This is a genomic window from Lentisalinibacter sediminis (assembly GCF_040706615.1).
Classification (GTDB): Bacteria; Pseudomonadota; Gammaproteobacteria; order Steroidobacterales; family Woeseiaceae; genus Lentisalinibacter; species Lentisalinibacter sediminis.
Genome location: NZ_JAPDRF010000005.1, coordinates 791742 through 818687 on the forward strand (window position 1 = coordinate 791742; position 26946 = coordinate 818687).

At 68.3% G+C, this 26946-nt stretch carries 18 protein-coding genes; 14 read left to right on the forward strand and 4 right to left on the reverse strand.

Features of this window, described 5'->3' with window-relative positions:
- Positions 1–107: 107 nt before the first annotated feature.
- The 11 genes from ACJMKX_RS13905 (at position 108) to ACJMKX_RS13955 (ending at position 9572) form a co-directional block, all read left to right on the forward strand.
- Positions 108–932 carry a choice-of-anchor H family protein gene (locus ACJMKX_RS13905; RefSeq protein ID WP_405226531.1) on the forward strand — a complete coding sequence of 275 codons (825 nt, stop codon included), beginning with the start codon at positions 108–110 and terminating at the stop codon, positions 930–932.
- An 86-nt stretch (positions 933–1018) separates the two neighbouring features.
- A complete protein-coding gene (locus ACJMKX_RS13910) occupies positions 1019–1261 on the forward strand; it encodes a hypothetical protein (protein WP_405226534.1) in 243 nt (80 codons plus the stop codon).
- Positions 1262–1455: 194 nt separating this feature from the next.
- Entirely contained in the window at positions 1456–1785 is a 330-nt protein-coding gene (locus ACJMKX_RS13915) for a hypothetical protein (protein ID WP_405226537.1), read from the forward strand.
- A gap of 4 nt (positions 1786–1789) precedes the next feature.
- A complete protein-coding gene (locus ACJMKX_RS13920) occupies positions 1790–2473 on the forward strand; it encodes a hypothetical protein (RefSeq protein ID WP_405226540.1) in 684 nt (227 codons plus the stop codon).
- Positions 2470–4305, forward strand: a complete 1836-nt coding sequence (locus ACJMKX_RS13925) for a V-type ATP synthase subunit I (RefSeq protein ID WP_405226543.1) — start codon at positions 2470–2472, stop codon at positions 4303–4305. Before ACJMKX_RS13920 ends, ACJMKX_RS13925 begins: the two co-directional genes overlap by 4 nt.
- Positions 4302–4658, forward strand: a complete 357-nt coding sequence (locus tag ACJMKX_RS13930; RefSeq protein ID WP_405226546.1) for an ATP synthase subunit C — start codon at positions 4302–4304, stop codon at positions 4656–4658. The genes ACJMKX_RS13925 and ACJMKX_RS13930 overlap by 4 nt, the downstream gene beginning before the upstream one ends.
- Position 4659: 1 nt before the next feature.
- The gene (locus ACJMKX_RS13935) at positions 4660–4953 is read left to right on the forward strand and encodes a V-type ATP synthase subunit F (protein ID WP_405226548.1); all 294 of its coding nucleotides are present in this window, start codon (positions 4660–4662) and stop codon (positions 4951–4953) included.
- Between the two features lie 7 nt (positions 4954–4960).
- A complete protein-coding gene (locus ACJMKX_RS13940; RefSeq protein WP_405226551.1) occupies positions 4961–5647 on the forward strand; it encodes a hypothetical protein in 687 nt (228 codons plus the stop codon).
- Positions 5644–7527: a V-type ATP synthase subunit A gene (locus ACJMKX_RS13945; RefSeq protein WP_405226554.1), complete on the forward strand. Its 1884-nt coding sequence runs from the start codon at positions 5644–5646 to the stop codon at positions 7525–7527. Before ACJMKX_RS13940 ends, ACJMKX_RS13945 begins: the two co-directional genes overlap by 4 nt.
- Entirely contained in the window at positions 7517–8965 is a 1449-nt protein-coding gene (locus ACJMKX_RS13950) for a V-type ATP synthase subunit B (RefSeq protein ID WP_405226556.1), read from the forward strand. Before ACJMKX_RS13945 ends, ACJMKX_RS13950 begins: the two co-directional genes overlap by 11 nt.
- Positions 8958–9572 (forward strand): V-type ATP synthase subunit D, encoded by a 615-nt coding sequence (locus ACJMKX_RS13955; protein WP_405226559.1) that lies wholly within the window; start codon positions 8958–8960, stop codon positions 9570–9572. Before ACJMKX_RS13950 ends, ACJMKX_RS13955 begins: the two co-directional genes overlap by 8 nt.
- Here ACJMKX_RS13955 and ACJMKX_RS13960 read toward each other — a convergent pair.
- Complete coding sequence (locus tag ACJMKX_RS13960) at positions 9553–11499, reverse strand: winged helix-turn-helix domain-containing protein (RefSeq protein ID WP_405226562.1); 1947 nt, start codon at positions 11497–11499, stop codon at positions 9553–9555. The two genes, ACJMKX_RS13955 and ACJMKX_RS13960, sit on opposite strands and share 20 nt — an antisense overlap.
- Before the next feature lie 261 nt (positions 11500–11760).
- Between ACJMKX_RS13960 and ACJMKX_RS13965 the strand changes: the two genes are divergently transcribed.
- Positions 11761–12651: a TolB-like translocation protein gene (locus tag ACJMKX_RS13965; RefSeq protein WP_405226565.1), complete on the forward strand. Its 891-nt coding sequence runs from the start codon at positions 11761–11763 to the stop codon at positions 12649–12651.
- A gap of 90 nt (positions 12652–12741) precedes the next feature.
- Here the strand turns inward: ACJMKX_RS13965 and ACJMKX_RS13970 are convergent, their stop codons facing one another.
- Positions 12742–14154: an amidohydrolase family protein gene (locus tag ACJMKX_RS13970; protein WP_405226568.1), complete on the reverse strand. Its 1413-nt coding sequence runs from the start codon at positions 14152–14154 to the stop codon at positions 12742–12744.
- A gap of 187 nt (positions 14155–14341) precedes the next feature.
- Between ACJMKX_RS13970 and ACJMKX_RS13975 the strand changes: the two genes are divergently transcribed.
- Together ACJMKX_RS13975 and ACJMKX_RS13980 are read left to right on the forward strand one after the other, a co-directional pair.
- Positions 14342–16318 (forward strand): S9 family peptidase, encoded by a 1977-nt coding sequence (locus ACJMKX_RS13975; RefSeq protein WP_405226570.1) that lies wholly within the window; start codon positions 14342–14344, stop codon positions 16316–16318.
- A gap of 37 nt (positions 16319–16355) precedes the next feature.
- Entirely contained in the window at positions 16356–17798 is a 1443-nt protein-coding gene (locus tag ACJMKX_RS13980; RefSeq protein ID WP_405226573.1) for a WS/DGAT/MGAT family O-acyltransferase, read from the forward strand.
- On the opposite strand, the gene ACJMKX_RS13985 is transcribed toward ACJMKX_RS13980, so the two are convergent.
- Complete coding sequence (locus ACJMKX_RS13985; protein WP_405226576.1) at positions 17795–21433, reverse strand: SDR family NAD(P)-dependent oxidoreductase; 3639 nt, start codon at positions 21431–21433, stop codon at positions 17795–17797. The genes ACJMKX_RS13980 and ACJMKX_RS13985 overlap by 4 nt on opposite strands.
- Positions 21430–26883, reverse strand: coding sequence for an AMP-binding protein (locus tag ACJMKX_RS13990; protein ID WP_405226578.1), 5454 nt, complete (start codon positions 26881–26883; stop codon positions 21430–21432). The genes ACJMKX_RS13985 and ACJMKX_RS13990 overlap by 4 nt, the downstream gene beginning before the upstream one ends.
- Positions 26884–26946 lie beyond the last annotated feature (63 nt).

Consider the following 26946-nt stretch of genomic DNA (forward strand, 5'->3'; position numbering starts at 1 on the left):
CGGCGGGGAATCTCGGTTTGCCGGCGTACCGGTTCAGCCCGCGTTCAGCGCGACGGCGTTCCAATGTACCCACGTCATCGGCAATGGCTGGAGAAAGGGAGACGGATATGGAACGCACATCTCACACGGCGAAGAGACACGCAGGCCGGCGGCCATCACGCGCGCTGCCCGACTGGCCCGCCCGGTGGTTCCCTGCACTGGTGGCAGCGGCGGCGCTCACGGTGGCGGCGGGGGCTTTTGCCGCGAGCGCCGACGGCACCGAGCCGCAGACCCGAACCGCCGACGGCTTCGCGGCGGAGCGGGGTGACAGCGAGCGCCGCCCGGCATCGGCCCTGGAGGAGTTCGAGGGCAGGGGCGTGACGGCGGAGCTAAGTAAGACCGCGCCGACCGCGCCGGAGCAGCGTGCCATTTCCTGCTGCGGGTTCCGCATCTACGACGCGCAGACACGTCTGTTCGACGACCTCGATCGGGACGGCTACTACACCTGGCTGCAGGTGACCTTCGACGTGGATACCGATTACAGCGAAGCGGAGGTCTATGCCGACATCTGGCTGCGCGAGCCGGGCGGCACCTACACGCTCATCCACGAGACCGACGTCTTCACTATCCGTGGCTCGTCATCCAGCGACGACTACGAGGTGGAGGCGGAGCTGGTAGCCGGTTTCCCCCCGGGTCTCTACGACGTGCTCATCGAGGTCTACGATGCCTGGGACGACCGCTTCGTCGCCGACTTCGACGCCCTGGATTCATCGGACCTCGGTCTGCTGCCGCTGGAGGACATCTCCTTCGACGGCGACATCCCGCCGCCGGTCGTGTACTCCGACGGCAGCGGCGGCTCGGGTTCGTTCTCCCTGGCGGGCCTGGCCGCGCTGGCCGGGCTGGGGCTGTGGCGCCGACGGCGTCACAGTTTCCGCGGCCGGGCGGGCCGGTGATACCGCTGGTGAGAAACGGATCACAGCCGCTCCGCCGGGTAGCGGCTCCAATCGCAGGATCGAAGCCACGGAACCTGCGACGGATCATGCCCGGAGCCGACATCATCCCCTTCCCGCTGGAGCGTCGGCGCCCGATCGGCTGCCCCCAGTGCGGTACCTACAGCGACGTGCAGCCGGTGGGGCGGCTGACCTGGGCGTGGTGCGACCGCCACGGTGTGCGCTGGGTCGTGGCCGACCGGCCGCTGCCGGGACCGGCGGCCTTCGACCGTCGGCGTCTGCGCCGCATGGTCGAGTTTCTGGCGGAGTTCACAGAAGTCTCGATGACCTGACCGCCGCGCCCTCCCGCGCGAAAACCCTGATCCGGTAAGGGCTTTTCCCGATGACGGCTGCAGATAGGCTGCAGCTACCATGACTTGTGCGGCGTGCGGATTCCGTTCCGTGCGCTGGCCCGGCCACGGCATCGGAGCTGCGGGAGGTCAGGGCGATGCAGAAAAGGTCTCCTGTCTCCGGACGCGAGACGAGTTTGAAGAGCGCGATGGATCATGTGCTGGAGGCCGAGCAGGCCGCCCGTGATGCCATACGCGCCGGCGAGCGCCGTGGCGCCGCCATCATCGCCGACGCCAACGAGCAGGTCCGCCGTATCGAGCAGCGTGCTGCCGAACGCATACGGCGTGCGCACGATCTGTGCGCCGATGCCGTGCGCCGGGAAACCCGTCTCGCCGAAGATCGCGGCGAGGCGGACGAAGATCCCCTGAATCTCAGTGACGAGGAACGTGAGCGGGTGCGTCGCGCTGCCGATCGCCTGGCCGCGCATCTGTGCGGCGGAAGCGAAGATGACCGGCGCGGGCTTTAGCTATGTGCAGGCACGAATACAGGCGCGTCATGGCAGGCGCCCGGACGAGTCCGACTGGAGCCGGCTCGAATCCTGCGAATCCGCCCACGCTTACCTGGAGGCCGCCCGCACCGGCGTGCTGTCGACCTGGGCGGAGGGACTGAACGCCGAGGACGATATCCACCGCCTCGAGGCGTCGATACGCCGCTCCTGGCGCCATTATCTGGGCCAGGTCGCGTCCTGGTCGCCGGAGCCCTGGCGGGATGCGATCGAGTGGTGCGGCTGCCTGCCGGACGTGCCGACGGCCGCCCACGCCGCCACCGCCGAAGAGCTGCCGGTCTGGCTCACGTCGGAAGAGGAGAGCGGGGTGGAGGCGCCCGACAGCCTGGACGAGTGGCGCGAGGGATGGCGGGCGCGCATGCCGTCCCCGGACGCCGACCAGCGGGCCGGGCTCGCGGCGCTGGAGGCGGCCGTCGATGAGTGGATCGCGGCGAACCGGGACCCGGAGCAGGCCTCCGTCTCCCGGGCGGCCCGTCTCCACGAGCGCCTCGAGCACCGGGTGACGACGGTGTTCCGGCGCCATGCCCTGGATCCCGCCGCCGTATTCGCCCATCTGTTGCTGACCGCGCTGGATGTGCAGCGATTCCGGGGCGGGCTTGTGCGGCGACAGGCATTCTCCGGACGGGGGGTGGTGGGAGCCGCGGCATGAGCTTCCGTTCGCGCCCTGCCCGCTGGTTCGAGGTCCTCACCCCGCGGTCCGAGGCCACGGCCGCGCTGAAGGCACTCGCGGACACCGGCGCGGTGGAACTGCAGTCCCACAGCACCAGCGCGGAGAGTATTGCGACGCCCGAGCTGCAGGCCGTGCTGGCCGAGTACCGGGAGCTGGCGCGGGGCTACGGCCGCTACTGGCCCGAGCCGCCGCCCGCCACGCCGAACCTGGACCCCCGGCACGCGGAGGCTTCCATGGCGGTGCTGCGGGGCTGGGCCGACGATGCGCAGCCACTTATCGCCCGGCTGGAGGAACTTCGCAGGGAGCGCTCGAGGCTGGCCTGTATCGAGCGCCTCCTGAACGAGGCGCCCGAGGCGCTGCCGAGCCCCGCCGGGCTCGCCGCCGCGGGTCCCACGATCGGCTGCGGGCTGTTCCGCATGCCGGCGGAGACCTGGCCGGAGGGGGTGCCCGCCGGTGTCATAGTCCAGCGCATCGCACTGGACGACGAAACCTATCTGCTGGCGGTCGGGCCCAGGGGCGAGTACGAATCCCTGGCCAGCGCCCTGACCGGCATGAAGGCGGAGCCGGTGGCACTCCCGGAGGGGCTCGCCGGCGAGCCGGACGCCGCACTGGCCGACATACGCGAACGCCTGGCCGAACTGGGCCGTGAACACGAGCGCCTGGGCGAACGGCTCAAGTCGCTGAACGACGAGCACGGCATCGCGCAGATCATCGGTTCCTTCGAACTGCTCGACTGGATGGCCCATCACGTGCCGAGCTTCCCGAGCAGCGAGAGTTTCGCCTGGATCACCGGCTGGACCAGCGACACCGATGGCGATGGTATCCGCGCCGCGCTGGAGGAGGCCGGCCTCCGTTACCTGATGCGCCTCTGCGAGCCGCCGGCGGGCTATCCGATACCCATGCTGCTCAGGAACCCGTCCTGGGCCCGGCCGTTCGAGTTCTTCGCCCGCCAGCTGGGCACCCCCGGCGGCGAGGAGACCGACCCCAGCATGATCGTGGCCTTCCTCGCGCCGCTGATGTTCGGTTTCATGTTCGGCGACGTCGGCCACGGCGCCGTGCTGCTGGTCGCCGGTCTCTTCCTGTACCGGAAGATCCCGCAGCTCGGCATCCTCATCCCCGGCGGCATCGCCTCCATGGGTTTCGGCGTGGCCTTCGGCAGCGTGTTCGCGCGGGAGGACATCATCCCGGCCCTGTGGCTGCACCCGCTGGAGCACCCGCTGACGGTGCTGGGCACGTCGCTCGGCTTCGGCATTCTCGTGTTGCTGCTGGGTCTGGTGCTGGATGCGGTGCAATGGCGCTGGATGGGGCAGTGGTCCATCTGGTGGCACCGGCGGGTGGGGCTCATGGTGGCCTTCCTCGCGCTGGTGGCGAGCTTCTTCGACGTGCGCTTCCTGTACCTGGCGGTGGCCGGTTCCCTCTGGTACGTCTTCGGCGAGGCGTTCGTCAGCGCCGGGGAGCGGACGCCCGCTGCCCTGGGTCAGGCCGCCGGCGAGTTCGTCGAGTCCCTGTTCCAGCTGGGCGTGAATACGGTTTCCTTCGTCCGCGTCGGCGCCTTCGCGCTGGCCCACGCCGGGCTGGGCGTCGCCGTGGTCGGCATGGCCGATGCCACCGGCAATCTGACCGGGATGCTGATCGTGCTGGCGCTCGGCAACGCCCTGATCATCGCCCTCGAAGGGCTCATCGTGGGCATCCAGACCACCCGCCTGCTGCTGTTCGAATTCTTCATCCGATTCCTGAAGGCGACCGGCCGTCCGTTCCGGCCGCTGCCGCCGCCCGAAACCCGCACACCCACCAAAGGGAGTAAAGCATGACCAGTATGAAGATGATCTTCGCAGGACTCATCGGCCTTGCCCTGATCACCGTCGGACTCGGCGCGTTCCTGATGATCACCAGCCTGCCGTTGCTGGCAGTCGAGGAAGGCGTCGCCGGCGCCGGCATCGGCGAGGGCGCCCTGCGCTGGGGCTTCGCCGCGGCAGCCGCGTCCGCAGCCCTGTCCGCTGCCGCGGGCGGCTATGCCGTGGCCAAGGTGGGCAGCGCCGCCGTCGGCGCGCTGGCGGAGAAGCCGGAGCTGTTCGGCCGCATCATCATCCTGGTCGGTCTGGCCGAGGGTATCGCCATCTACGGGCTCATCGTCGCCATCCTCATCCTGAACCGACTCGGCTGACGTGCTCGGGGCGGTCTTCATCGGCGACGAGGTCACCGGGGCGGGCTACCGGCTGGCGGGCCTGCGTGTCGTGGCCGCGGGCCCCGAAGAGGCGGGAGAGGCGCTGGCGTCGGCCCGGGAGGATGCCGCGCTGATCCTGATCGGCGCCGGCAGCGCCGGCGGCATCGACGGCGACGAACTCGAGCGCTTGCAGCGCGAGGGTGCGCCGCCGGTGGTGGTGGTGCCCGACGCGCAGGGCGGCGAGCCGCCCGATCTCGCCGCGGTCATCAACAGGGCATTCGGACTGGAGCAGTGAAGAACCAATGAACGACACAGGCGGCATCGTCGAGAGGCAGGTCGACAGCATGGTCAGGCTGGTGCGGCGCTACGAGGCGGCCGAGATCGAGAAGATCCTGGATCGCGCCTACGAGACCGCGCTGGAGCGAGTACGCGCTGCACGCCGCGATGCGCGGCAGCGGGTGCACGAGGCAGTCGGGGAGTTGCGCGGCGAGGTCGACGCCGCCATCACGCGGGTCCGTGCGGGCGACGAGGCGCGGGCACGGCGCTGCGAGCTCGGCAAGGCCCGTCTCGTGCTGGACGCCGGCAGGGAACTCCTGGCCCGGTCGCTGCAGGCGCGCTGGCAGGAGCCGGCCTCGCGGCAGGCATGGACATCGTCGCTGCTGGAGCAGGCGGCGGCCGTGCTGCCGTCCGGCACCTGGGACGTGGAATACGCCGCCGGCTGGCCGGCGGAAGAGCGCGAGACGTTCTCTGCGCGCGCGCACGAGGCAGCCGGCGAGACGCCGCGCCTGAGTGCCCGGGATGACATCGCCGCGGGTCTGAGGATCGGGATAGCCATCGACGGCGCCGGCGCGAGCCTGGACGGCACCCTCGACGGCCTGATGGGTCGCGGTCCCGAGCTCGAGGCCCGGCTGCTGGCGGAGTACTACGCCCTGGCTGACGGCCCGGACGGGGGGGACGGGCAGGGCGGACCGGGCGGAGGCGCATCATGAGTGTCGCGACCATCCAGTGGATCGGCGGGCCGGTGCTGCGCGCGCGCATGCAGCAGCCCTTCCATGTGCAGGAGGCCATCCACGTCGGCCCGGACAAGCTGCTCGGCGAGGTCATACAGCTGCGGGGCGACGTCTTCACCGCGCAGGTCTACGAACGCACCTCGGGGCTGAAGCCCGGCGACCGCATCGAGGGCACGGGCCGGGCGCTCAGCGTCGGCCTGGGTCCCCATCTGCTCGGGCAGATATTCGACGGACTGTTGCGCCCCCTCGGCGACGAGGACGAGCTGTTCGTGCGCGCCGGCATGACGGCGCAGGGCGCGGAGACGCGCCGCTATGGATTCGAGCCGGCCGTCACCGCGGGCGACGCAGTGCAACCCGGACAGAGCATCGGGCGGGCCGGCGAGAAGGCTCATGCGGTCGAGTGTCTGGTGCCGGCGGGTGCCGGCGGCCGCGTCGTCGAGATGGCGGAAGCCGGCGACTACGGCCTGGAGGACGTGGTGTGCCGCATCGAGCCCGAGGGGCGCGCGGGCGGTAATGGCGGCAGCGGCGGCGACGGCTTGGAGATCCGCCTCAGTCAGCACTGGCCCGTGCGCCGGCCGCGCCCGGTGGCCGACAGACTGCCGGTGGGCGCGCCGCTGATCACCGGCCAGCGCATACTCGACACCCTGTTCCCCATCGCCCGTGGCGGGCGCGGCATGCTGCCGGGTGGCTTCGGCACCGGCAAGACCATCCTGCAGGAGGCGCTCGCCAAGTGGTGCGACGCCGACGTGATCGTCTACGTGGGCTGCGGCGAGCGGGGCAACGAGATGGCCGAGGTGCTGGACGAGCTGCCGAAGCTGGAGGACCCCCGCACCGGCCGTCCGCTCATGGAGCGTACGGTCATCATTGCGAATACCTCGAACATGCCGGTGGCGGCGCGGGAGGCGAGCATCTACACCGGCATCACCGTGGCCGAGTATTTCCGCGACCAGGGTCGGCACGTCGCGCTCATGGCCGACTCCACCAGCCGCTGGGCCGAGGCCCTGCGCGAAGTGTCGGGTCGCCTCGGCGAGCTGCCGGCCGAGTCCGGCTACCCCGCCTACCTCAGCTCGCGGCTGGCGGACTTCTACGAGCGCGCCGCGCGGGTGAAGACGCTGGGCGGCGAGGAGGGCTCGGTGACCATCATCGGCGCTGTGAGCCCGCCCGCCAGCGACTTCTCGGAACCGGTGACCATGCACACCAAGCGCTACGTGCGCTGCTTCTGGGCGCTGGACCGGGAGCGGGCCCAGGCCCGTTTCTACCCGGCGGTGCATCCGCTGCACTCTTATTCCGAGGACGCCGTCGAACTCGCCCGCTGGTGGAAGAGCCAGGGCGACCCGGACTGGGACCGCAAGCGCCAGCGGGTGCTGGTGCTCCTCGAGGAGCAGCAGAGCCTGGAGCGGATGGCGCGGATCATCGGTAAGGACGCGCTGCCGCCGGTGCATCAGGTGACGCTGCTGAATGCAGAGCTGGTGAACGACGGATTCCTGCGCCAGTCCTCCTTCTCCGAGACCGACCGTTACTGCTCTCCGGCCCGTCAGCAGGCCATGCTCGACCTGCTGCTGAAGTTCATCACGCTGGCCGAGCAGGCGCTCGCGGCCGGCGTGAGCCCGGCGGACATCGCCGCCGTCCCGTCGCTGGCACGCCTGCGCCGCCTGGGCGAGGAGGTGGGCGAGGACGAACTCGAGAAGATAGACGAGCTCCGGCGCCAGGTGGAGGCGGAATTCCATGCGCTGGAGGAGGGTGGCGGCGACGGCGACGAGAAAGCGGCCGCGACCCGCAAGGAGGCGGTGGCGGACGTCGAAGGCCATGGCCAGGACAGCGGCGAGGGGAGTGACGAGGGCATAGACAATGGAAGCTGAAATCACCCTCACCGGTGCCGCCCAACGCCTGGAAGGCCCGCTCCTGTTCCTGCAGCGCACGGTCAGCGTGGGGCTGGATGCCGCCGTGGAGGTCATCGGCCATGACGGCACGCTGCGCTACGGGCGGGTGGCCGCGCTGGGCGACGAGGAGATCGTCGTGGAGATCCTCGGCGCCACCGAGGGTCTGAGCCTCGGCGACACCCGCGTGCGCATCCGCGAGAAGCCGCTGGAACTCGGTCTCGGGCCGGGCCTGCAGGGGCGCATCCTGGACAGCCTCGGTCGGCCCATCGACGGCGGTCCGCCGATTCCCGCCGAGCGCTACCTGCCCGTGGACGGTTCGGCCATCAACCCGGTGGCACGGCATCGGCCGCAGGACTTCATCGAGACCGGTGTCACCGCCATAGACCTCATGAACAGCCTCGTGCGGGGCCAGAAGCTGCCGCTGTTCTCCGGCGGCGGCCTGCCCCACGACCGGCTGGCCATCGACATCGCCAGCCGGGCGCGGCTGCTGGGCGAGGAGGCGGGCGCGTTCGCCATTGTGTTCGTCGGCATCGGCGTCTCCCACGACACCGCCGAGCGCTTCCGCAAGGCGATGCAGGAAACCGGCGCGCTCGAACATACGGTCATGTTCCTGAACCGGGCCAGCGAGCCCAGCACCCAGCGGCTGCTCACGCCTCGCTACGCGCTCACCGCGGCGGAATATCTGGCCTTCGTCGAGTCCCGGCATGTGCTGGTGATCATGACGGACATGACCAACTACTGCGAGGCGCTCAGGGAGGTATCCGCAGGCCATGGCGAGATCCCCAGCCGCAAGGGCTATCCCGGCTACCTGTACTCGGACCTGGCCACCATCTACGAGCGCGCCGGCTGCCTGCGGGCGCGGGAGGGCACCCTGACGCAATTGCCGATACTGACCATGCCCGGCGACGATATCACCCACCCCATCCCGGACCTCACCGGCTACATCACCGAGGGCCAGATCGTACTCAGCCGCGAGCTGGATCGCCGCGGCGTATACCCGCCCATCGACGTGCTCGCCAGCCTGTCCCGGCTGATGGACGACGGCATCGGCAAGGGCGTCACCCACGCCGATCATCCGGCGCTCGCCCACCAGCTCTTCGCCGCCTATGCGCGCACCGCGAAGATCCGTGTGCTGGCAAGCGTGATGGGTCACGAGGGTCTCACCGACACCGATCGGCAGTATCTCGATTTCGGCGATGCCTTCGAGCAGAAGCTCATCGCCCAGGAAGGGCCGCGCCGGCTGGACGAGAGCATGAAGGTGGGCTGGGAGATTCTGAAGGGCCTGCCGCGGGCCGAGCTTTCCCGTCTCAGCGAGGCACAGATCGGCGAGCATCTCGGCGAGGCGGAACAGGCCGGCGACGGTGCCGAAGGCGAGCCGCGCGAAGGCGAGGCCGAGGAGGCCGACAGCGGTGGCTGATCCCCGCCGTCAGCAGTCGGCCAGCCGCGGTCAGCTGCAGGAGTTGCGCGACGAGCAGAAGGTCGTCCGCGAGGGCTTCGAGTTCCTGGAGCAGAAGCGCATGCTGATCGCCGCCGAGATCATGCGCGCTCTACGCCGCCACCAGGCGATCGACGAGGAGTTCTCCGTCGGTCATGCCGATGCCGTCACGGCGCTCGGCCGTGCTATCGGCTTCCACGGGCTGGGGGGCGTGCAGGTCTATCCGCCGCGCCCTTACGAGGACGGCTCGCTGTCGTTCGACGAGCGCCGCTTCCTGGACCTGCGCCTGATCGATGCAGCGACGGAAGGCGAATCCGTGGACCGTTCACGGCCTGCGGTGCTGCCCTCCATCGAGGCCGAACTCTGCGCAGAGGCCTTCCGCGCGCTGATAGACGGCGCGGCGCGCATGGCGGCCATCGCCACCAGCATCGCGCGCCTGCTGGAGGACTATCGCAAGACCGAGCGCCGCGCCCGGGCGCTGGAGAACGTGATCCTCCCCGAGATCGACGAGACCGTGAAGGACTTCGAGGACCAGCTCGAGGCCATGGATCAGGAGGATGCGATCCGGGTCAGGATGCGTCGGAGCTAGCGCGCGGACGAGAGGATTCGTCCGACGAGCCATGCCACTGCGCGGACAGGCGCCGGACCGATTCCTGCCAGCGCTCATTACCGGGGGCTCCGCGGATGTAGGGAGCGAAGCGCAGGCTCAGCAGCGTCATCATCGCATCCTCGGCTTCCGGTATCGTCTCCGGCTTCTGCGAGGTGAGACGCTTCAGCGCCTCCAGGGCACGGAAGGGCGCCTCGGCGTCTCCGAACCAGGCTTCCACGTGAGCGAGTTGCAGGATGGATCGAGCTGAACCCAGTGACTCGAGCTGCTGCAGGGCGCTTGCCGACGCCGCGTCCCGGCCGAGTTCCTGCAGCGCGATCGCCTCGACGGCGTAACGATCAGCCGCATAGGCGAACTCCTCGACCAGGTCCATTGCGGCCTCGTAGCGGTCCTGGTGGAGGTAGGCAAGCGCGATCAGAGATGCCGGATTCATCGCCGGGTTCAATGCGCTGGCCTGCTGCAGCTCCGCCAGCCCCTCCTCCGCGCGGCCCGCGAGGATGAGCGTGGCTCCGAGGTTGTAATGGTAGGAAGCTGCGAGCGGGTTGACCGCGATCGCCCGTCGCGACAGCTCGATGGATTCTTCCAGATCGCCGGTCCAGATCCGATAGCCTGCCTCGAATACCAGCACCAGAGGGCTGTTCGGAGCCAGCTCGCGTGCGCGCTGCATGTGCCTTCTGCCGGCCTCGAGCTGACCCAGCGACCAGAGCAGCTGGCACATCCGCGCATGGGCCTCCGCCAGGTTCGGATCGAGTGAGAGGGCGCGCTCGAGGGCGTGTCGCTGTGCCCGCAGAGATTCGGCGAGCGAACCGCGGCCTTCGTCGTAAAATCCGGCCATCGCCACGGCGGCCAGTCCGACCCAGGCCGCCGCCAGCCGTGGCTCGAGCTCCAGAGCCTGCCGGTAGCTGGTCTCGGCGCGTTCGACGTCACCGGCGGCACGCCGGTTCCAGAAGAACTGACCGCGCAGGTAGTGGCGGTAGGCTTCGGGGTCTGTGTCGGCCGAAACGGTATCGCGTCCGGTCAGCTGCAACTCGAGGGTATCGCCGATCGATGCCGCGATGTCCTGCTGCACGCGCAGCACGTCGCTCACGGTCGCTTCGTAGGCCCGGGACCAGATCTGGGTGTTCTGTCGGGCGTCGACCAGCTGGGCGGTGATCCGAATCTCTCCGTTCGCCTCGCGTACGCTGCCCTGCAGGATATAGCGGACGCCGAGCCGCGCGGCGATCGCGGGGATTTCCAGGCTGATATCCCGCAGCGCGAAAGAGGATGTCCGCGCAATCACCAGCAGGTCCTCGGACTGATTCAGCCGATGCAATACCTCGTCTGCGATGCCGTCGCCGACATACGCGGCGTTGCCCTCGGCGCTCATATCCTCGAAGGGCAGTACCGCGATGGACTTCTCCAGTGGAATCCGGTCCGTGTAGCCCGACTCGGCTGACTCATCGTTGAAAACCAGTTTCGGCAGGTAGGCCAGCGCGGTCGCGGCCACCGCAACCAGGCCGAGCGCCAGCAAGACCGGCCGGCGTCTGCGGGCGGTCTCCCGTCCGGGCTCCCGGGTGCTCGCGGCACGCAGGCTGTCGACCGGCTCTACTTTCGGCAGCAGACGATATCCGTGACCGCGGACCAGCGCGATGTACTGCGGTTTCCGCGCGTCGTCGCCCAGGGTCTGCCGCAGCAGTTTGATGCGCTGCGTCACCGTCTCCGGGCTGACGATCCGTCCGGACCAGACGCGCTCCGCGATCTCGTCATGGCTGACTACCGCCGGTGCCCGTTCGGCCAGCAGTAGCAGAAGTCGATACGACAGCCCGGTGAGTTCGAGCACCGTGTCGCCGCGGCGCAGCTCACGGGTGTCCGTATCGAGGATCAGGTCCCCGATGCGGCGGTATCTCCGGGTCTCGTCGTTCTCTCCCATGCGACTTCTTCGCGGGCCCGGTTGTGCGGCCCTCCAGTGTCGGACGAGCCGGCGGGAGAATCAACTTCACGCTTTCTTCACATCGCCTTCATGCGCCCGGGGACGGGTAGCCCTAACGTCTGAAGCATGCGGCCTGGTGCCAGGGACGGCCGCCGCAACAAACCGATAACGAGAATGGAGGAGAGAGCGATGCGACGTATCAGACCTTTGACGCTTTGCAGCATGCTGCCCGCGGTGGCCCTTATCCTGACAGGAATATCGGTGACCGCCGAGGCCGGCTATCGACACTGGGGACACGCGGGCTGGAGCCCGAGCGAGCCGGCCGTGCGCACTGATGGGTCGCAGGTGCCCGGCGGCTGTCCCATCGAGTCGCCGGGCGGCCTGTATCTCTATACCGTGAAGGGAACGGGCCAGGGTGAGGGGATCAACGTTCGCGAGATCTGGGTGAATGCGCGACAGGCGGCCGGGCTGCCCTTCGACCACGAGGACAGCCTGAACGGTGTGAATGCCCTGAACTTCGCCGATTTCTGTCCGACCCCATTACCGGACGGAGAACTGTTGTTCGTCTCCAACCGCGGCGGCGCCTGCGGGAACAGCGTGGATATTTTCAGTGCGAGAGACAACCCGGCCACCGGCTGGAGCGTGGCGGAAAGCCTGGGCTGTCATCCGCATGGCCCGAATACGCCCGGAACCGAGCTCGCGCCGTCGCTCATCCGAACCGTGTGGGGGACGTTCCTGTTCTATTCCACGAACTGGGATCCTCGCACAGGGGAAATCGGCGATCAGGACATCTACGTCAGCTACCTGCGCGGCGACGGTACGTTCAGTGCCGGAAAGCGGCTGGGTTGGCCAATCAACACGAAATACGACGATCAGCAGCCGAACGTGAGCCAGGACGGGCGTGAGATCGTGTTCGCCTCGAACCGACCGAGCTACGAAGGTGACGAGTCCGGCTTCGATATCTTCACCGCGAAGCGGCGCTTCGTGTTCTTCGGATGGCGACGCGTGACCAATCTGAGTGAAACGGTGCCGTTCGACACCGTGGACGCCGGCGAGACCCGCCCCGCCCTGTCCTGGGACGGCGAGCGGCTCTATTACGGCAGCGGTGGGGTCTGGATCAGCGAACGCGACGACTATCGCAGACCCTTCTAGGCCCGCTGAGTAACCGCCTGACCTCCCCAGAACGGCGGCAACCGCAGCCCGCGGCGCGTTGCGTCGCGGGCTGCCTTTTCTGTGGACCGCCTACCCCATGAACTTCAGAAATTCCCGCCGTGTCTTGGGCCCGAAGGTGAGATGGTGCGGGTCGCGCCGCCCGGCGTAGTCCGCGCGTCGCTGCTCCACCAGGTCGTTTTGCGCCCGCATCGTCGCCTCCTCCAGCGAGATGCCGTAGGGCTTCAGCGCATTCAGGCCGAAGATCTTCGCCCGCAGGGCGTCGGTGACCTCCGGGTAACCGTGCTCCTCTCTGACGTCCGCGGCGATCTGGAAGGCGCGGAAGGCCTGGATCTGGTCCTGGGGCGAGCCGTACCAGATGGAGTCGGTGCCCCACAGCACGTTGTCCTCGCCGAGATGCTTCACCAGCTTGCCGATGCCGTGGGCGGCGCTGTCGGTGTCGCGCATCAGCCCGCGCCAGGTGCTGCCGAGTTCGGCATAGACGTTGGAGCCCTTGCCGAGGCCGGCTTCCTCGAGGGAGCGGATGAGTCCGTCCAGGCCCTCGCCCCGGTCCGGGTCGTAGGGGCCTTCGGGCTGCCCCGGTATCCAGCCGGAGTGATAGATGAGGAAGTTCACGTCCGGGAAGCGTTTCGCGGCCGGACCGACGTCCGTACACAGGGAATGCTCGTAGGACTGGCGCCCGAAAGGAATGCCCTTGTGAATGCAGATGTTCTTCACGCCGAGGGCGCGGGCTTTCTCGAGCAAGCGGATGCCGACGTCGTCGGTGAGATAGAAGCCTTCCCCGTCCGGGCCCCACTGGGTGTAGGTCTTCCAGGCGGAGACGCCGTATTGTTCGGCGAGTTCGTCCATGTCTTCCAGGTCGCCTTCCTGGTTCGGGTTCACCCGCCCGTGAATCAGCAGCCGATGGGTGCCCTCGAGTTCGTCGACGATCTTCCGCGTGGCGTCGGCCTCCTCGATGGTGAGCGGCTCGGCGTCCCTGCGTGACGGCACGAAGGAGAGCACCATCATGTCGGTGTCGGCGTCCAGGAAGACGTCCTTCACAAAGTCGTCGGCGCCGAGGCAGCGCATGTAGTCGCGGCTGACATAGTCGAACTTCGCGCACTCCTCCTTGCGTTCCCGCGCGACGCTCGGCGGCACGTAGTGGCCCTGCACGTCGAAGATGAATTCCTTTTTGCCGATGCTGGCCTCGGCGAGCTGCACATCCAGTCCGGCTTCGTCGTCGAGGGCGAAGAAACCGGCGCCCTTGCCGGCGGCCGCGTTCGCCCGGTTCATGGCGAGCAGCGAAGTCGCGGCGCCGGCCGCGCTGATGAGGAAGGCGCGTCGCGGCATGCCGAGGCGCTTCGCGTTCTCGCTCGCGGCTTCCTGGGCCAGACTATTCGCGTGTTCGTTGCGCGGCTCCAGCGGAATGGGCGGGTATTCGGCGTTGGAGGTCGAGTCGAGTTTGACGGGCAGGCGCTGGCCCTCGGGGTCGAAGCGGTATTTCATGGCTGGCTCCTCTCGGCGTCCCGCCAATCTGCGGCGTCGGCGCACGGCTGTAAAGTGGCGTTGCGGCATTTTCCTTGAGCGGGCGACCAATAGGCGCGCCGTCGGTTGTGCCGGGCCGGGGGCATGGCTAACCTCTGCCGCGCCCTGTGCCTGAAAAGACCAGTCCGAAGAACACAAGGACGAGACCATGACCAGAATCGCCGCCTTTTTTTGTGCGCTCGCGATCGCGGTGCTGGCGCAGCCCCTGCAGGCCGAAGTGGAACGCCGGACCCTGAACGACGGCAACCTGATACTGGAGGACATACCCGCGATCCCGCAGACGATCGTGGACGACCTGAACCGGCATCAGAACGTGCGTTCGGCGAGCTTCCTGGACTGGACCGCCGACGGCGAGAGCCTGTACGTCTCCACCCGCTTTGGCGAGGTGGAGCAGATCCACCGGGTCGACATGCCTGGCGGCGCCCGCCATCAGCTCACCTTCTTCGACGAGCCGGTCTCCCAGGTATCGCGGCAACCCGAGGGCTCGCACCTGGTTTTCGCCATGGATGCGGGCGGCAACGAGTTCAGCCAGCTGCTCCTGTTCGACCCGCTTGTCTCTCGCTCGCGCATGATCACAGACGGAGAGTCGCGCAACGGCGGCGTGGTCTGGACGCGGGACGGCGAGCGCATCGCCTTCCAGAGCACGCGGCGCAACGGCGCCTCCAACGACGTCTGGATGATGCCGCTGGATCAGGCCGGTAGCGAGCCCGAGGCGGCACGCCTGGTGCTCGCCGCGCCCGATGGCACCTGGTGGGGGCCGGCGGATTTCGACGAGGCCGGCGAGCGTCTCCTGATCCTGAATTACGTGGGCATCACCGACTCCCGTATCCACGTGCTCGATCTCGAGTCCGGCGAGACCACCCTGCTGGCCGGCGGCGACGGGGATGTCTCCAGCAACTGGCCCCTCGGCTTCGATCACACCGGCGAGGGCTACTGGTTCATCACCGACCGGGGCGGCGAGTTCAAGCAGCTGGCGTGGCAGCCGCTCGAGCCCGGCGCCGAGCCGGTCATCGTGACGGCGGACATCCCGTGGGACCTGGAGGGCATGGCATTCAGCAAGGACCGGCGCCGGGCGGTGTTCGCGGTCAACGAGGACGGCCTCAGCCGGCTCTACCTGCTGGATCCGGCGAGCCGCGAGTACCGCGCCGTCGGCGGCATACCCACCGGCCTCGTCGGCAGCGTCGGCTTCAGCCCGGACGGAGGCCGCCTCGCGATGGCGCTGAACACGCCGCAGACGCCGAGCGACACCTTCGTGCTCGACCTCGGCGAAGACCCGCTCGCGCACGGCGAGCTGACCCGCTGGACCCACAGCGAGGTGGGCGGCCTGGACACCGACACCTTCCTCGAGCCCGAACTGGTGCGCTTCGAGAGCTTCGACGGCCTGAGTGTGCCCGCCTGGGTGTACAAGCCGGAGGGGGACGGCCCGTTCCCGGTGGTGGTCTCGATACACGGCGGACCCGAGAGCCAGGCCCGACCGGCATTCAGCAGCACCTACCAGATGTGGCTGGCGAAGCTCGGCGTCGCCGTGGTGGTGCCGAACGTGCGCGGCTCCGCGGGCTACGGCAAGTCCTACCTGGCCATGGACAACACCTACAAGCGGGAGAACTCGGTGCGCGACATCGGCGCGCTGCTGCAGTGGATCGACACCCGGCCGGACCTGGATGCCGACCGCGTGGCCGTGTTCGGCGGCAGCTACGGCGGCTACATGGTGCTGGCCAGCGCGGTGCACTACAGCGACCGGCTGAAGGCCGCCGTGGACATCGTCGGCATCTCCAGCTTCGTCACCTTCCTCGAGAATACCGAGGACTACCGGCGGGATCTGCGCCGGGTGGAATACGGCGACGAACGCGACCCGGAGATGCGGGCGCACCTCGAGAAGATCAGCCCGCTGAACAACGTGGAGAAGATCGCCGTGCCCATGCTGGTGGTGCAGGGTGAGAACGACCCGCGCGTGCCCGTGACCGAGGCCGAGCAGATCGTCGAGGCCCTGCGCGAGAAGGGCGAGACGGTGTGGTACATGAACGCGCTGAACGAGGGCCACGGCTACCGCCGGAAGGAGAACCGGGACGTCTACCAGCAGGCGGTGGTGCTGTTCTTCCGCCGCCACCTGCTCGACCAGGACTGATTGGCGGGGGCGGCCGGCCCGGAGGTATGCTTGCGGCATGCAGAAGCTCAGCCTCCTCGATGCCACGTTTCTCTATGCAGAGACGGACAACACGCCCATGCACGTGGCCGGGCTGCAGCATTTCGAACTGCCGCCCGACCAGGATGCCGACGCTTTCTACGAGTCGCTGAAGCGCTTCGTCGAGGCGCGAGCCCACCTGGTGCCGTTCATGATGCGGCGCCTGCGCCCCTCGCCGCTGGGCATGGATCATCCCGTGTGGGTGCTCGATACCACCTTCGACATCGATTATCACGTGCAGCGGATCACCCTGCCGGCGCCGGGCACGACGGAGCAGCTGGAAGAGGCGGCCGGCGAACTCCATGTCCGGCCGCTCGACCGGGCCCGCCCGCTCTGGCGGTGGTGGCTAATCGACGGCCTCGAGTCGGGCCATGTGGCCTGGTACACCCAGTACCACCATGCCTGCCTGGACGGCATGGGCGGGCAGGCCATATTCGAGATCTTCTTCGGCCCCACGCCGGAGCCGCCGCCGGTGCCCGTCGGGCCGGAGGAGATGGACGAAGACGACCCTGGCACCTGGGGCATGCTGAGAGACACGGCACTGCGTTTCGGCGCTAATCCCGTGCGTTTCGCCCGCATGCTGCCGGACCTCGCGCGCACCACCCAGGACCTGGCGACGAGGGCATTCAGCTCGGTTGGAGGCATGAAGGCCGTCATGCCGCGGGTGCCGCGCACGCGCTTCAGCGTCGCCATCGGCCCCGAGCGGGCGTTGGCGCTCGGCTCCATCCCGCTGACGCCGCTCAAGGCCATCGGCAAGGAGCACGGCTGCACCGTCAACGATGCCTTCATGGCCGTATGCGCCGGCGGGCTGCGCAGTTATCTGACGCAGCTCGGCGAACTGCCGGAGCGCTCGCTGGTGGCGGGCACGCCGGTGTCGGTGCGCAAGCCCGGCGACACCAGTCTGCACAACCAGGTGAGTATGCTGATGTGCGATCTGGCCACGGACCGCGAGGACCCCGTCGAGCGGATGAAGGCCATCCGCGAGTCCATCGACGGCGGCATCGAGGTGGTGCGACAGCTCGACAACGTGCATCTCGGCGATCTCACCGTGCTGGGGCTGCCCATCGCGTTCCAGGGTGTGGCCACGCTCGCCAACCGGCTCCGCCTCGGCAGCATCATCCGCCTGCCGATGAACCTGGTGATCTCCAATATCCCCGGCCCCCGGCAGATGCTGTATCTGAACGGGGCCCGCCTGCTCACCCACTACCCGGTGTCGATCCCGAGCCACGGCAACGCGCTCAACATAACCGTGCAGTCCTATGGCGAGCGCATGGACTTCGGCCTCGTCGCCTGCCGGCGGACCGTGCCGGACGTGCACACGCTACGGGATCACATCCTGCAGGCGTGGGACGAACTGCAGCGAGCGGCCGGCAGGGAGCCCGCGCCGCCGCTGCCCGTCGAGCCGGACGCGGCCCTGATCTAGACCGTGACCGCGTTGCCGCGGAAGATACGGGACAGGTAACGGCTGTCCGCCGGGCTCGGCGCCGGCACGGCGCATTGCAGCACGGCCTGGACCAGACGCTCCATCTCCTCCGCCAGCTCCTGATCGTTACCGGGTTCCTCGGCCCGGGCACGGCGTGTGAGCTGTACCTGATTGGCTGCGGGAAACGTCGGCAACCGCTCAGTCTCCACACCGAGCGTGACAGTGAATGCGTGCATCGCTGTCTTGATGAACATGGCGAGTGCGAACTCTTCCCGGGTGGAGGCACGCGAGGTGTCGGGTGTGACCAGCACGATCTGGCAGCGCGGGAACAATGCGGCTATCCTCGCGACGCGGAAATGATGGGTCAGATGGTCCCGGACCACGTCGCGGAATTCCTGCCGGGACAACACTCGCTCCCAGTCGCCGCCAGGCTCGCCGGTCAGCGCGTTCAGGGGCAGCCGGGTGAATGGCGTGTTGACCACGACGTCGCAACGACCGCGCTGGCGCAGCACGCCCTGGAGCCCGGCCTCGATCTCGTCGCCTACGACCTCCACGGCGAACTCCATGCCCCCGGGCAGAGATACCCGATGGCGGATCGCCTCGGCGGCTTCCTCGCTGCGAGTGAGCAGCGTGAGACTTGCCACCCCGAAACGGGCGAAGCCCTCGGCGACCGCCGTCAGTTCGTCGCGCATCGCATCGCCGATCAGCGCCACATGCTTGCCGCGAAGTGCCGCGAGATCCTCGGCACCCGCAGGCAGCATCAGTTCACCTTCGGTGACCGAGCGGTCGAACTTCAGGCCGCCCGAGGGATGGAAGGTCTCGCCGCTCACGCTCTTGTCGGCCAGGCTGAACACCGTGGAGAGTCCCACCTCCTCGTCGGTCGGCATCTTGTGCAGATGCAGCCGGTTCAGGATGCCGGTCTCGATCTTCTTCGCGGCCTTCTTGATGTCCTCCTGGTCGAAGAAGGGCTCCGGCGCCGGCACGAATGCTTGCAGGAAACGATCGGCTTCCGCCTGCTCGAGCTGACCGCCATTGACCAGCCGCTGCATGAGCTTCGGCGCGAGCGCCTCGTTCAGCAGGTAACGGGAGGCATTGGTCTCCGGGCGTCCTTCGGCCACCTGGGCGAAAAGCCTGCGCAACGGCTCCGGAGCGTCCGGCCACTGCGCCAGCTCCTCGATGGCATTCCGTGCCAGGCGGACGATGACATCCGTACCGGCGTCGTCGCTGTCGAGCACTGCCAGGATCGCGGCATGCACGCGGTTCAGGCGCACGTTCTCCATGATCAGCCGGCCGCGCCGGTCGAACAGGCCGGGTGCGTCGGAGGAGCCCCGCAGCCGTGCGCCGTCCACGGGTCCGGGCGCCATCGCATTGATCTGGATCTCCGGTCCGAGGTGGCGGGAGAGGATCTCGGCCAGTGCGCGCTGGCCCGCCTTGGAGACGGCGTAGTCGGCCCGGTTCGGGTAGGCGACGGCGACGTATTTCTCTCCACCGAAGTAGCTGGATACGTTCAGGATATTGCCGGATCCGCGCTGCTTCATCGCCGGCGAGAACTTGCGGATGAGAGAGTAGTTGGAGACGAGGTTCGCCTCCATAGTGGTCTCCCACGCCTCGTGGCTCATGTCGACCACCATCTCCTCGGCGCCGGCGATACCGGCGTTGTTGATGAGGAAGTCGAGTTCGCCGAAGAGCTTCCGTGTGTGTTTGTAGAGGCGCTCGAGCGCATCCTCCTTGCCCACGTCGATGCCGGCCAGGACGTGTACGCGCTCCTCGGGCTCCGCGTAACCCACGCTGCGCAGCTCGTCGACGATCTCCTGACGTGCCGCATCGAGTTTCGCGCCGCTGCGTGCGGTGAGCAGCACCCGCGCTCCGGCCAGTGCCAGATAGCGGCCGAGTTGCAGGCCAATACCGAGGCTGCCACCGGTGATGACCGCCGTCTTGCCACGATGCAGTCCAGGCAGCACGCGCTGGATGGACAGCGGCATGGAGGACTTGCCGGTCGCCCGCTGGATGCTCTTCGGTACCCAGAGGTCGATGGGGTCCATTTTGCGCACGCCGTTGTTCAGCGTGGCCGTCCAGTCGGCCGAGAAGGCAAGGTTGTCCGGATGGTTGTTGTCGAAGCGTACCAGCTGGTTCGGGACGTTCAGCCAGCCCCAGTTCCCCTGGCCGTCCTCGTGGCGCTCCTCGAAACGCCAGACTCGGATCAACTCCTCGACGGCCGCGCGCTTGATATCGTTCAGGAGATTGCCGTGGCCGTCGTCCGGGTTGGTGACGAAGGTCACCTGCGGCGCCGATCGGCGCGGCTTCCAGCCGGCCAGCCTGCGGGTGAGCATGGAGGCGAACGCCACCGGGGCGACGACCTCGTTCTCGACAAACGCGGCCACATCGTCATCGTCGGCCGTACTGAGGGAATAGCCGTGTTGCCCGTTGGGCGTCGCAGGGAGCACGACGACGCCGTCCAGCCGTCCGTACTGATCCTCGATGAACTGGAACACGCGCTCCATGGACTCGGGGCGCAGCGGGTCCAGATGCTGCACCTGGATGGCGACGGGTTCGAAGTCCTGGACCCTCGCGCGCAGGTAGCCCACCGCGTCCAGTGTGCGGGAGCACATGACGATCCGGGCCCCGCGGTGCAGATTGCGCTCCGCGAATACCATGGCTTCGTCGATATCGCTGCCGCACAGGATAAGGACGACGCGACCGCCGAGGTCGACCAGCCGGTCGTCGGGCCAGGAGACCAGCTTCGAGCGGCTGCGCGTCGGCACCTGCATGCCGTTGGTGACCTCGAAGCCATGCCCGGAGAACGCCCGGGACTCGTCGGAGGCCAGGAACAGGATGGTCGAGGCGACGTCGGCCGGTGTCGGATAGCGGAAGTCCAGGCTGCCTTCGGCATCCGAACGCTTCACGATCATCAGGTTGCGGAACTCGGTGGAGGTTGTGCCTTCCGGTTGACCCTGTAGCGAATCCATGGCCGCAAATGCCTTGTCGATGCGCTCCGATTCGATCGGGCCCGGGAATACGGTATTCACGCGGATCCCCTTGTCGCTGCCGCCAAGCTCCCGGGCGAGGCCGTGGGAGAGCGCGTTCAGACCGGATTTCGGCACCGAGTAAGCGATGCGGCCGAAATAGCGCGTGCGCGAGAAGATGGTCGAGACGTTTACGATGGAGCCGCCCGCCGCCATGTGGGGCACGCTCGCCCGCACCATGTGCCAGGGTCCTCCCAGCAGGTTCATGGCGGACTCGAACATCGTCTGGTCCTCGCCCAGCGCGCGCTTCTCCGCATTGGTGAAGGGGATGCGCCGCAGCGTGCGCTTTGGTCCTGCAGCGCCGGCGTTGTTCACCAGAACGTCGATCTCTCCGAAGCGCTCGACGGCGGTCGCAACGATCTGCCGGCAGACGTCCGGGTCGGCGCAGTCACCTGTGGCTGCCGCGAGCCGCGCGCGGTCGATGCCTTCCCGGACCAGCTCGTCCATGAAGCCGTCCAGCTTCTCCCGGGAGCGCCCCGTCAGGACCACGTTGGCCCCCTGCCTGAGCAGTACCCGCGTGATGTAAGTGCCGATATTGCCGGCAGCGCCGGTGACGATGACATTGCGGCCATTCACGCGGCCGCTCGCTGATGGCTTGTTCTTGTCGTTCATCTGAGCGTTCCTGCTGATCCCGTATCAATACGCCGAATCTCCTCGCCCCGCGCTTCCGCGTCACGGATGGCCCAGGCTCGGTACAACTCGTCCCTGGTCTTCAGTCCCGTTCTCGGCAGCGCATGGACCGCCACGTAAGTCGCGCCGGCGTGCCGGTTCTCCCACATGGCCTGATGGGCCTCCGCCAGCCCTTCCAGCGGTACCTGCACGGGCGGCACGACGTCGATCATGCCCGCCGCAATCCTCTCCTGGACTTCGGCGAACTCCCGCGCCGTATTCAGGTGCGTGCCCCGGATCTCTGCGCTCGGCATGAGAATCCGCCGCTGACGCATCCAGACCTGAGGCGCGTAGAAGCTCAGCCGCTGGCCGCCGAGGTCCTCGGCGTACACGATGCTGCCCACGTTCGGCTTGACCAGCGAGGTGGCCAGCGCAAGGCCGTCCCGGCCGCGGCGCTCGAAGATCACGTCCGGCAGTCCGCGCTTGTCCAGCGCGCTGCGCAGGAGCGGGGCGATTGCCGAACCCACCGGCTTCAGCGTGCGGTCCGAGAAGCGCCGCACCGACTCCTTGAAGGCGGCCGACTCGGTGAACGGGTTTGGCAGCGGTGCGAACGGGCCGGGCGCATCGAATTCCTCGCCGAGTCGGCGCCGGATCTCCTCCAGGCTGACGACGCCGCGGAACTGGGTGCCGAAGCCGAGCGAGGTGACGAACTCCCGCTGCGCCACCGTATCCGCCAGCACGGCCACGCGGGCGTTCAGCGCGCAGCCGATCTCGATGGCCTCGATTGCCACCGGGTCGACGATGCCGTCCTCGGCACCCGGGCCGTAGACGACGAGCAGCGCACGACCCGCGCGCAGCCCCGCCCGCGCGAGCATGGTCGCCGGCCTTTCCTCGCCGCGTTTGCCCATGAACGAGAAGCGATAACCGGAAGAGGCGCCGAAGAAGGTCAGCACGCCGCCGTCGCCCAGCGCCTGGAACGAGCGGCCGAAGGCGCGCTCTCCGGCGTGGGAAACCACGTAGTCGACGGGTCCGCCGGCCTGTTCCGCGACTGCGTCCACGAACGGCCGTCCTGCCGCTTCCCAGGCGTCCCATTCGGCGGGGTCGTCCGGTACCGGCGTGAAGATGTCGGCCCAGCGTTCGTCCTTGCGGTTCACGGGGGCGCCGCCGTAGCGTCGCACCCGTTCGGCGCGTTCCTCCGAGGAGACCATGCCCACGACCTCCAGACCTGTCTGGCGGGCGCTCCGCAGGCACTCGAGGCCGGTGCCCGTCGACGCGCCTTCCACGAAGAGACGCCGCCCCGGCTGCACGTCCAGCGTGGTGTAGAGCGCCCGGTGGATGGTGCCGAAGGTGAGGCCGTAGGAGCCGGCCTCCTCGATGGTCATTCCGCCCAGCTTCGGATGCAGTTGGGGACCCTGCACGACGAGGAACTGGGCATGGCTGCCGTCGTTCACCTCGTAGCCCTGGATGTGGAAATCGGCGGCCATCGGATCGAGGCCCTGGTCGGGTGAGAGCAGCTCGCTCTGTCCCGAGTAGATCGTCACCAGCTGGCCGATCGACAGCCGGCTTTCCCGCACCAGTTCCTCGCCGAGTTCGGCGATCAGCGCCACGCCACCGGAACCGGTCACCTGCAGGTCCGCATCGCGGGCGTCGAACGGCGAGACCGGAATGCCGGTGAGCGCCCAGATATCATTGAAGTTGACCTCCGAGGCAAGCAGGTAGACCAGCGCCTCGTTCGGCCCTGGCCGCGGCGTCTCGAGCACCAGCAGCTGCTCGGACTCCGCGGGGTCGGCGTGACGCGGCAGTCCGGTCGCCGGATCCTTCGTGACCCCCATGCCGTACTGGTAGTCGGGTACCGGCGTTACGCCCGGGTAGAAGGCTGCATCCAGGGGCAGCAGCCGGCCGTCGGCTTCGAGACGCCGACGGGTCTCCTCGCTCGCGTCCGGTGGCACCTCGACATGGCGCAGCGGTAGCGGCGCACTGCGGCGCTCGAGGAAGGCGCGGATGCCGGCCGGACCGGATGCCGGGTCGCAGACCGCAGCGGCGAAGAGTTCCGCCTCGTGCCTCAGGCCCGCGCGCTGGCCTTGCTTCGCGCCGACCGACAGGGCCTCGAGTATGCGCTCGACGGGCCGTTCGCGACCGCTCGCGCGCAGCTGCGCCATCGCCGGTGCGAGCTTGGGATGATCAGTGAGGGCGGCCGGGTCCGGCAGCGCCGATTCGCGGGACTCGAGGTACTCCCGCCTGCGCTCCATCGCCTCGACCAGCGGGCCCTCGCCGCGGAAAAACTGGCGCAGCCGTTCCATTGCGGTTGCCACGGGGCCGACCGCGCTGTCGCCCACCACCTCGTCCACCAGACCGACGTCACGGGCGTCCGCGGCATCGACGGCACGTCCGCTGAGTATGAGGCGCATGGCCTCGACGAGCCCTTCTTCGCCATGGCGGTGATGCAGTCGGCGGGGCAGCCGCTGGGTGCCGCCGTAGCCGGGCAGCAGGTTGAGGTTGATCTCCGGCTGGCCGAAGCGGGCATGGCGGTCGGCGATCACGTAGGCACAGGCCAGCACCAGTTCGTTGCCGCCACCGAGTGCGGGGCCGTTCGCCGCGGCGATCACCGGCTTGCCCAGGTTCTCGAGCGTCGAGAAGGCCGTGTGTGCGGCGTTCGGCGGTGTGCGGGCGCTGTCGATGTCGCCCGCCTCGCCGACCTCCAGCAGTTCCTTGACATCGGCGCCGGCCACGAAGGCGCTGCGCGCGCCGGTGATCACGACGGCTGCCGTATCCTCGCGTTTGGAGATGTGCTCGAGGACGGTGTTCAGCTCGTCCAGGCTGCGCTCGTTCAGCGAGTTCACGGGCGGGTGATCGATGACGACCAGCGCCACCCGCCGGCCCGGTGCGATCTCGTGATTCTCCACGCGAAGGTAGCGGTAGGTTTGCACGATCTCCCTGGCCTCGCCGAGCCGGCCGAAGGCGCGCCACTCGGCGACGGTCTCGCGGATCTCGTCCACGATGTCGGGGTTGCGCAGGGTGGAAAGGTCGCCGAGGGGCTCCTCCAGCAGGATCCCCCGCAGCGTGCGTCGCATATATTTACCCGACCGTGTCTCGGGGAAGGCGGAGACCACGAGGAAGTCCGATGGCACGGCGGTGGCGCCTTTCTCCGAGCGCACCAGGGCCTGCAGGCGAGCGAAATCGTCGTCGCCCAGCCGCTGTCCCGGTGCGGGAATCAGGAAAGCGATGGGCGTCTCGCCCTTCTCCTCGTGGGGCGCGCCGACCACGACAGCGTTGCCGACGGGGGAGTCCGCGCGCAGCACCTTGTCGCGCAGGATTGCGCCCTCGATCTCCTCGGTACCTATGCGGTGGCCGGAGACGTTGATCACATCGTCGGAGCGCCCGTGCAGAGTGAATGCGCCGTCCTCGTGGCGGCGGGCGTAGTCGCCCTGGGTGTAGGCGAGGCCGTCGGCCCAGCGGTTGAAATAGACCGCGTTGAACCGCTCCATGTCACCGCGCCAGCTGGCCGTACCCAGGCGTTCCGCGTCGCCCCAGATTGTTCTCGCCAGATACGGATACGGGCGCTTGATGACCAGTTCGCCTTTCTCGCCGGTCTCTGCCGGCCGCCAGCCGATGGCCCGGCCGGCTTCGTCCGTCTCCGTCGCGATGCGGACCTCGGCGTCGATCCAGGGCAGAGGCCAGGTCTTTGCATCGGCGGCCAGCGGCTTGAAGCCGCCCCAGGCGCAGGAGAAGACGATGCCGCCATGCTCCGTGGCCCAGTAGGAGTTCAGGTAGTGCTCGCAGATGCGCTCCATCGCGAACTTCTGCACCGCGGGAGAAACGGGTTCCGCGCAGAACGTGGCCGCTTTCAGACGGCTCATGTCATAGGCGGACATGTCTTCGGTGCTGGCCGGGTCGGTCATCACCGCCTTGAGGAAGGTCGAACCCGCCTTGAAGAGCGTGACCCCGTGACGGGCGATGATGGAAGAGAAGCGCCCTGCATGAGGAAACAGCGGCGATCCTTCCGAGACCACCGAGGTGATGCCGGCGGCGAGCGGCGCAGCGATGAGATACGACTGGCCGGTGATCCAGCCAGGGTCGGCGATCACATAGAGCCGGTCGTCGTCGCGCACGTCGAAGACCATGCGCATGGTGTGCGCGATGCCCGCCAACCAGCCGCCATGGGTATGCACCACGCCCTTCGGTTTACCCGTGGAGCCGGAGGTGTAGATGATGAAAAGCGGCCAGTCGGCATCCACGGGCAGCGCCGGGTGAGTGGCGCAGAGCGCCCGGTACAGCGAGATATCGTCCAGTGCCAGAAGCGCATCGGTGTCGTCGACGTCGAAACCCGCCTGTCGGGCCCGTTCCAGCACCCTCTCCGTGGCCTCCGTGATCAGGTCCGGCGACCAGCGATCCCGGGGCTGCACCACGATCTCCTGGCCGGTGTAGCGTACGACGACGACCTGCTCGACGATGTGCTGCACCTCGGCCAGCCGGCGTGCCACGCTGGTGCGTACCTCCGCAGCCCTCTCCGCGTCCAGACTCTCCTCCCGCTCCAGCGCGCGGCCGAGCTCGCGCATGACATCGCTGCGCTCGACGGTGATCTCGCCCGTCAGGCCGTCGCGTACCGCGGCGCCGAGTCGCTCGGCCGTATCCCGGGAATCGAGCCTGGCAAGGATCTCCTCCAGGGCGGCGACGGCAGCGGGCAGGGGGATGAAATTGTCGAGTGCGGCATCCGTGAAGGTTTCCTTGTACGGCACCACTTCGGCATTGCGGTAGCCGCCATCCGCCGTGACGACCACCTTGGCGCCGGCATCCGCAATGCGGTCGGACAGCGTCTTCGCCGAAAAGCCCCCGAACACGGGTGTGTAGATGATGCCGAGCCGCTTGGCCGCCTCGGTGTAGTAGAGCTGGTCGGGGATGTTCGGCAGATTGAACGCAATGCGATCGCCTTTGCCGAGCCCGAGCGAGGCGAGTACCTCCGCGCGGATCACCGTCTCCAGCAGCAGTCGGCGATACGGGATTTCCAGCTGGAATACGGGGCCGCCACGGCCGTCGTTCTTGGAGGGGTCCCAACGGTCGCCTTCGAAGACGAACGCGGGATGCCCGCCGCGGCCGCCTAGCACATGCCGGTCCAGCTCGTTGAAGCAGGCGTTGGTCAGCCCGCCGGCGAACCAGCGGTAGAACGGCGCGTCACGGTCGTCGAAAGCGCTTTCCCACGGGCGCCAGTCGCTGCCACGTCCGGCATCGTCGACGGCTTCGCCCGTTGCGGCGTGGAAGCCGCGCCACTCCCCCGCGACCGGGTCGCGCGTCAGCCACGCAGTGTTGTCCGGATCGAACCAGTGCAGTTCGCTGGCGGAGATATCGCCGTGGTAGTCACCCGGCGACTCCATCGCGCGCCTGCGCTGCCTTTCCTCGTCGCGTTCGCTCCCCAGGCGTCCCCAGCGGGACGCCGCTTCCTCGTTCTTGTTGGACATATTCTCCCCGCCTGCGCCCGGCTGATAGCCGGCCATTTATAAAAGCAGTCGAGCGGGCGGGAT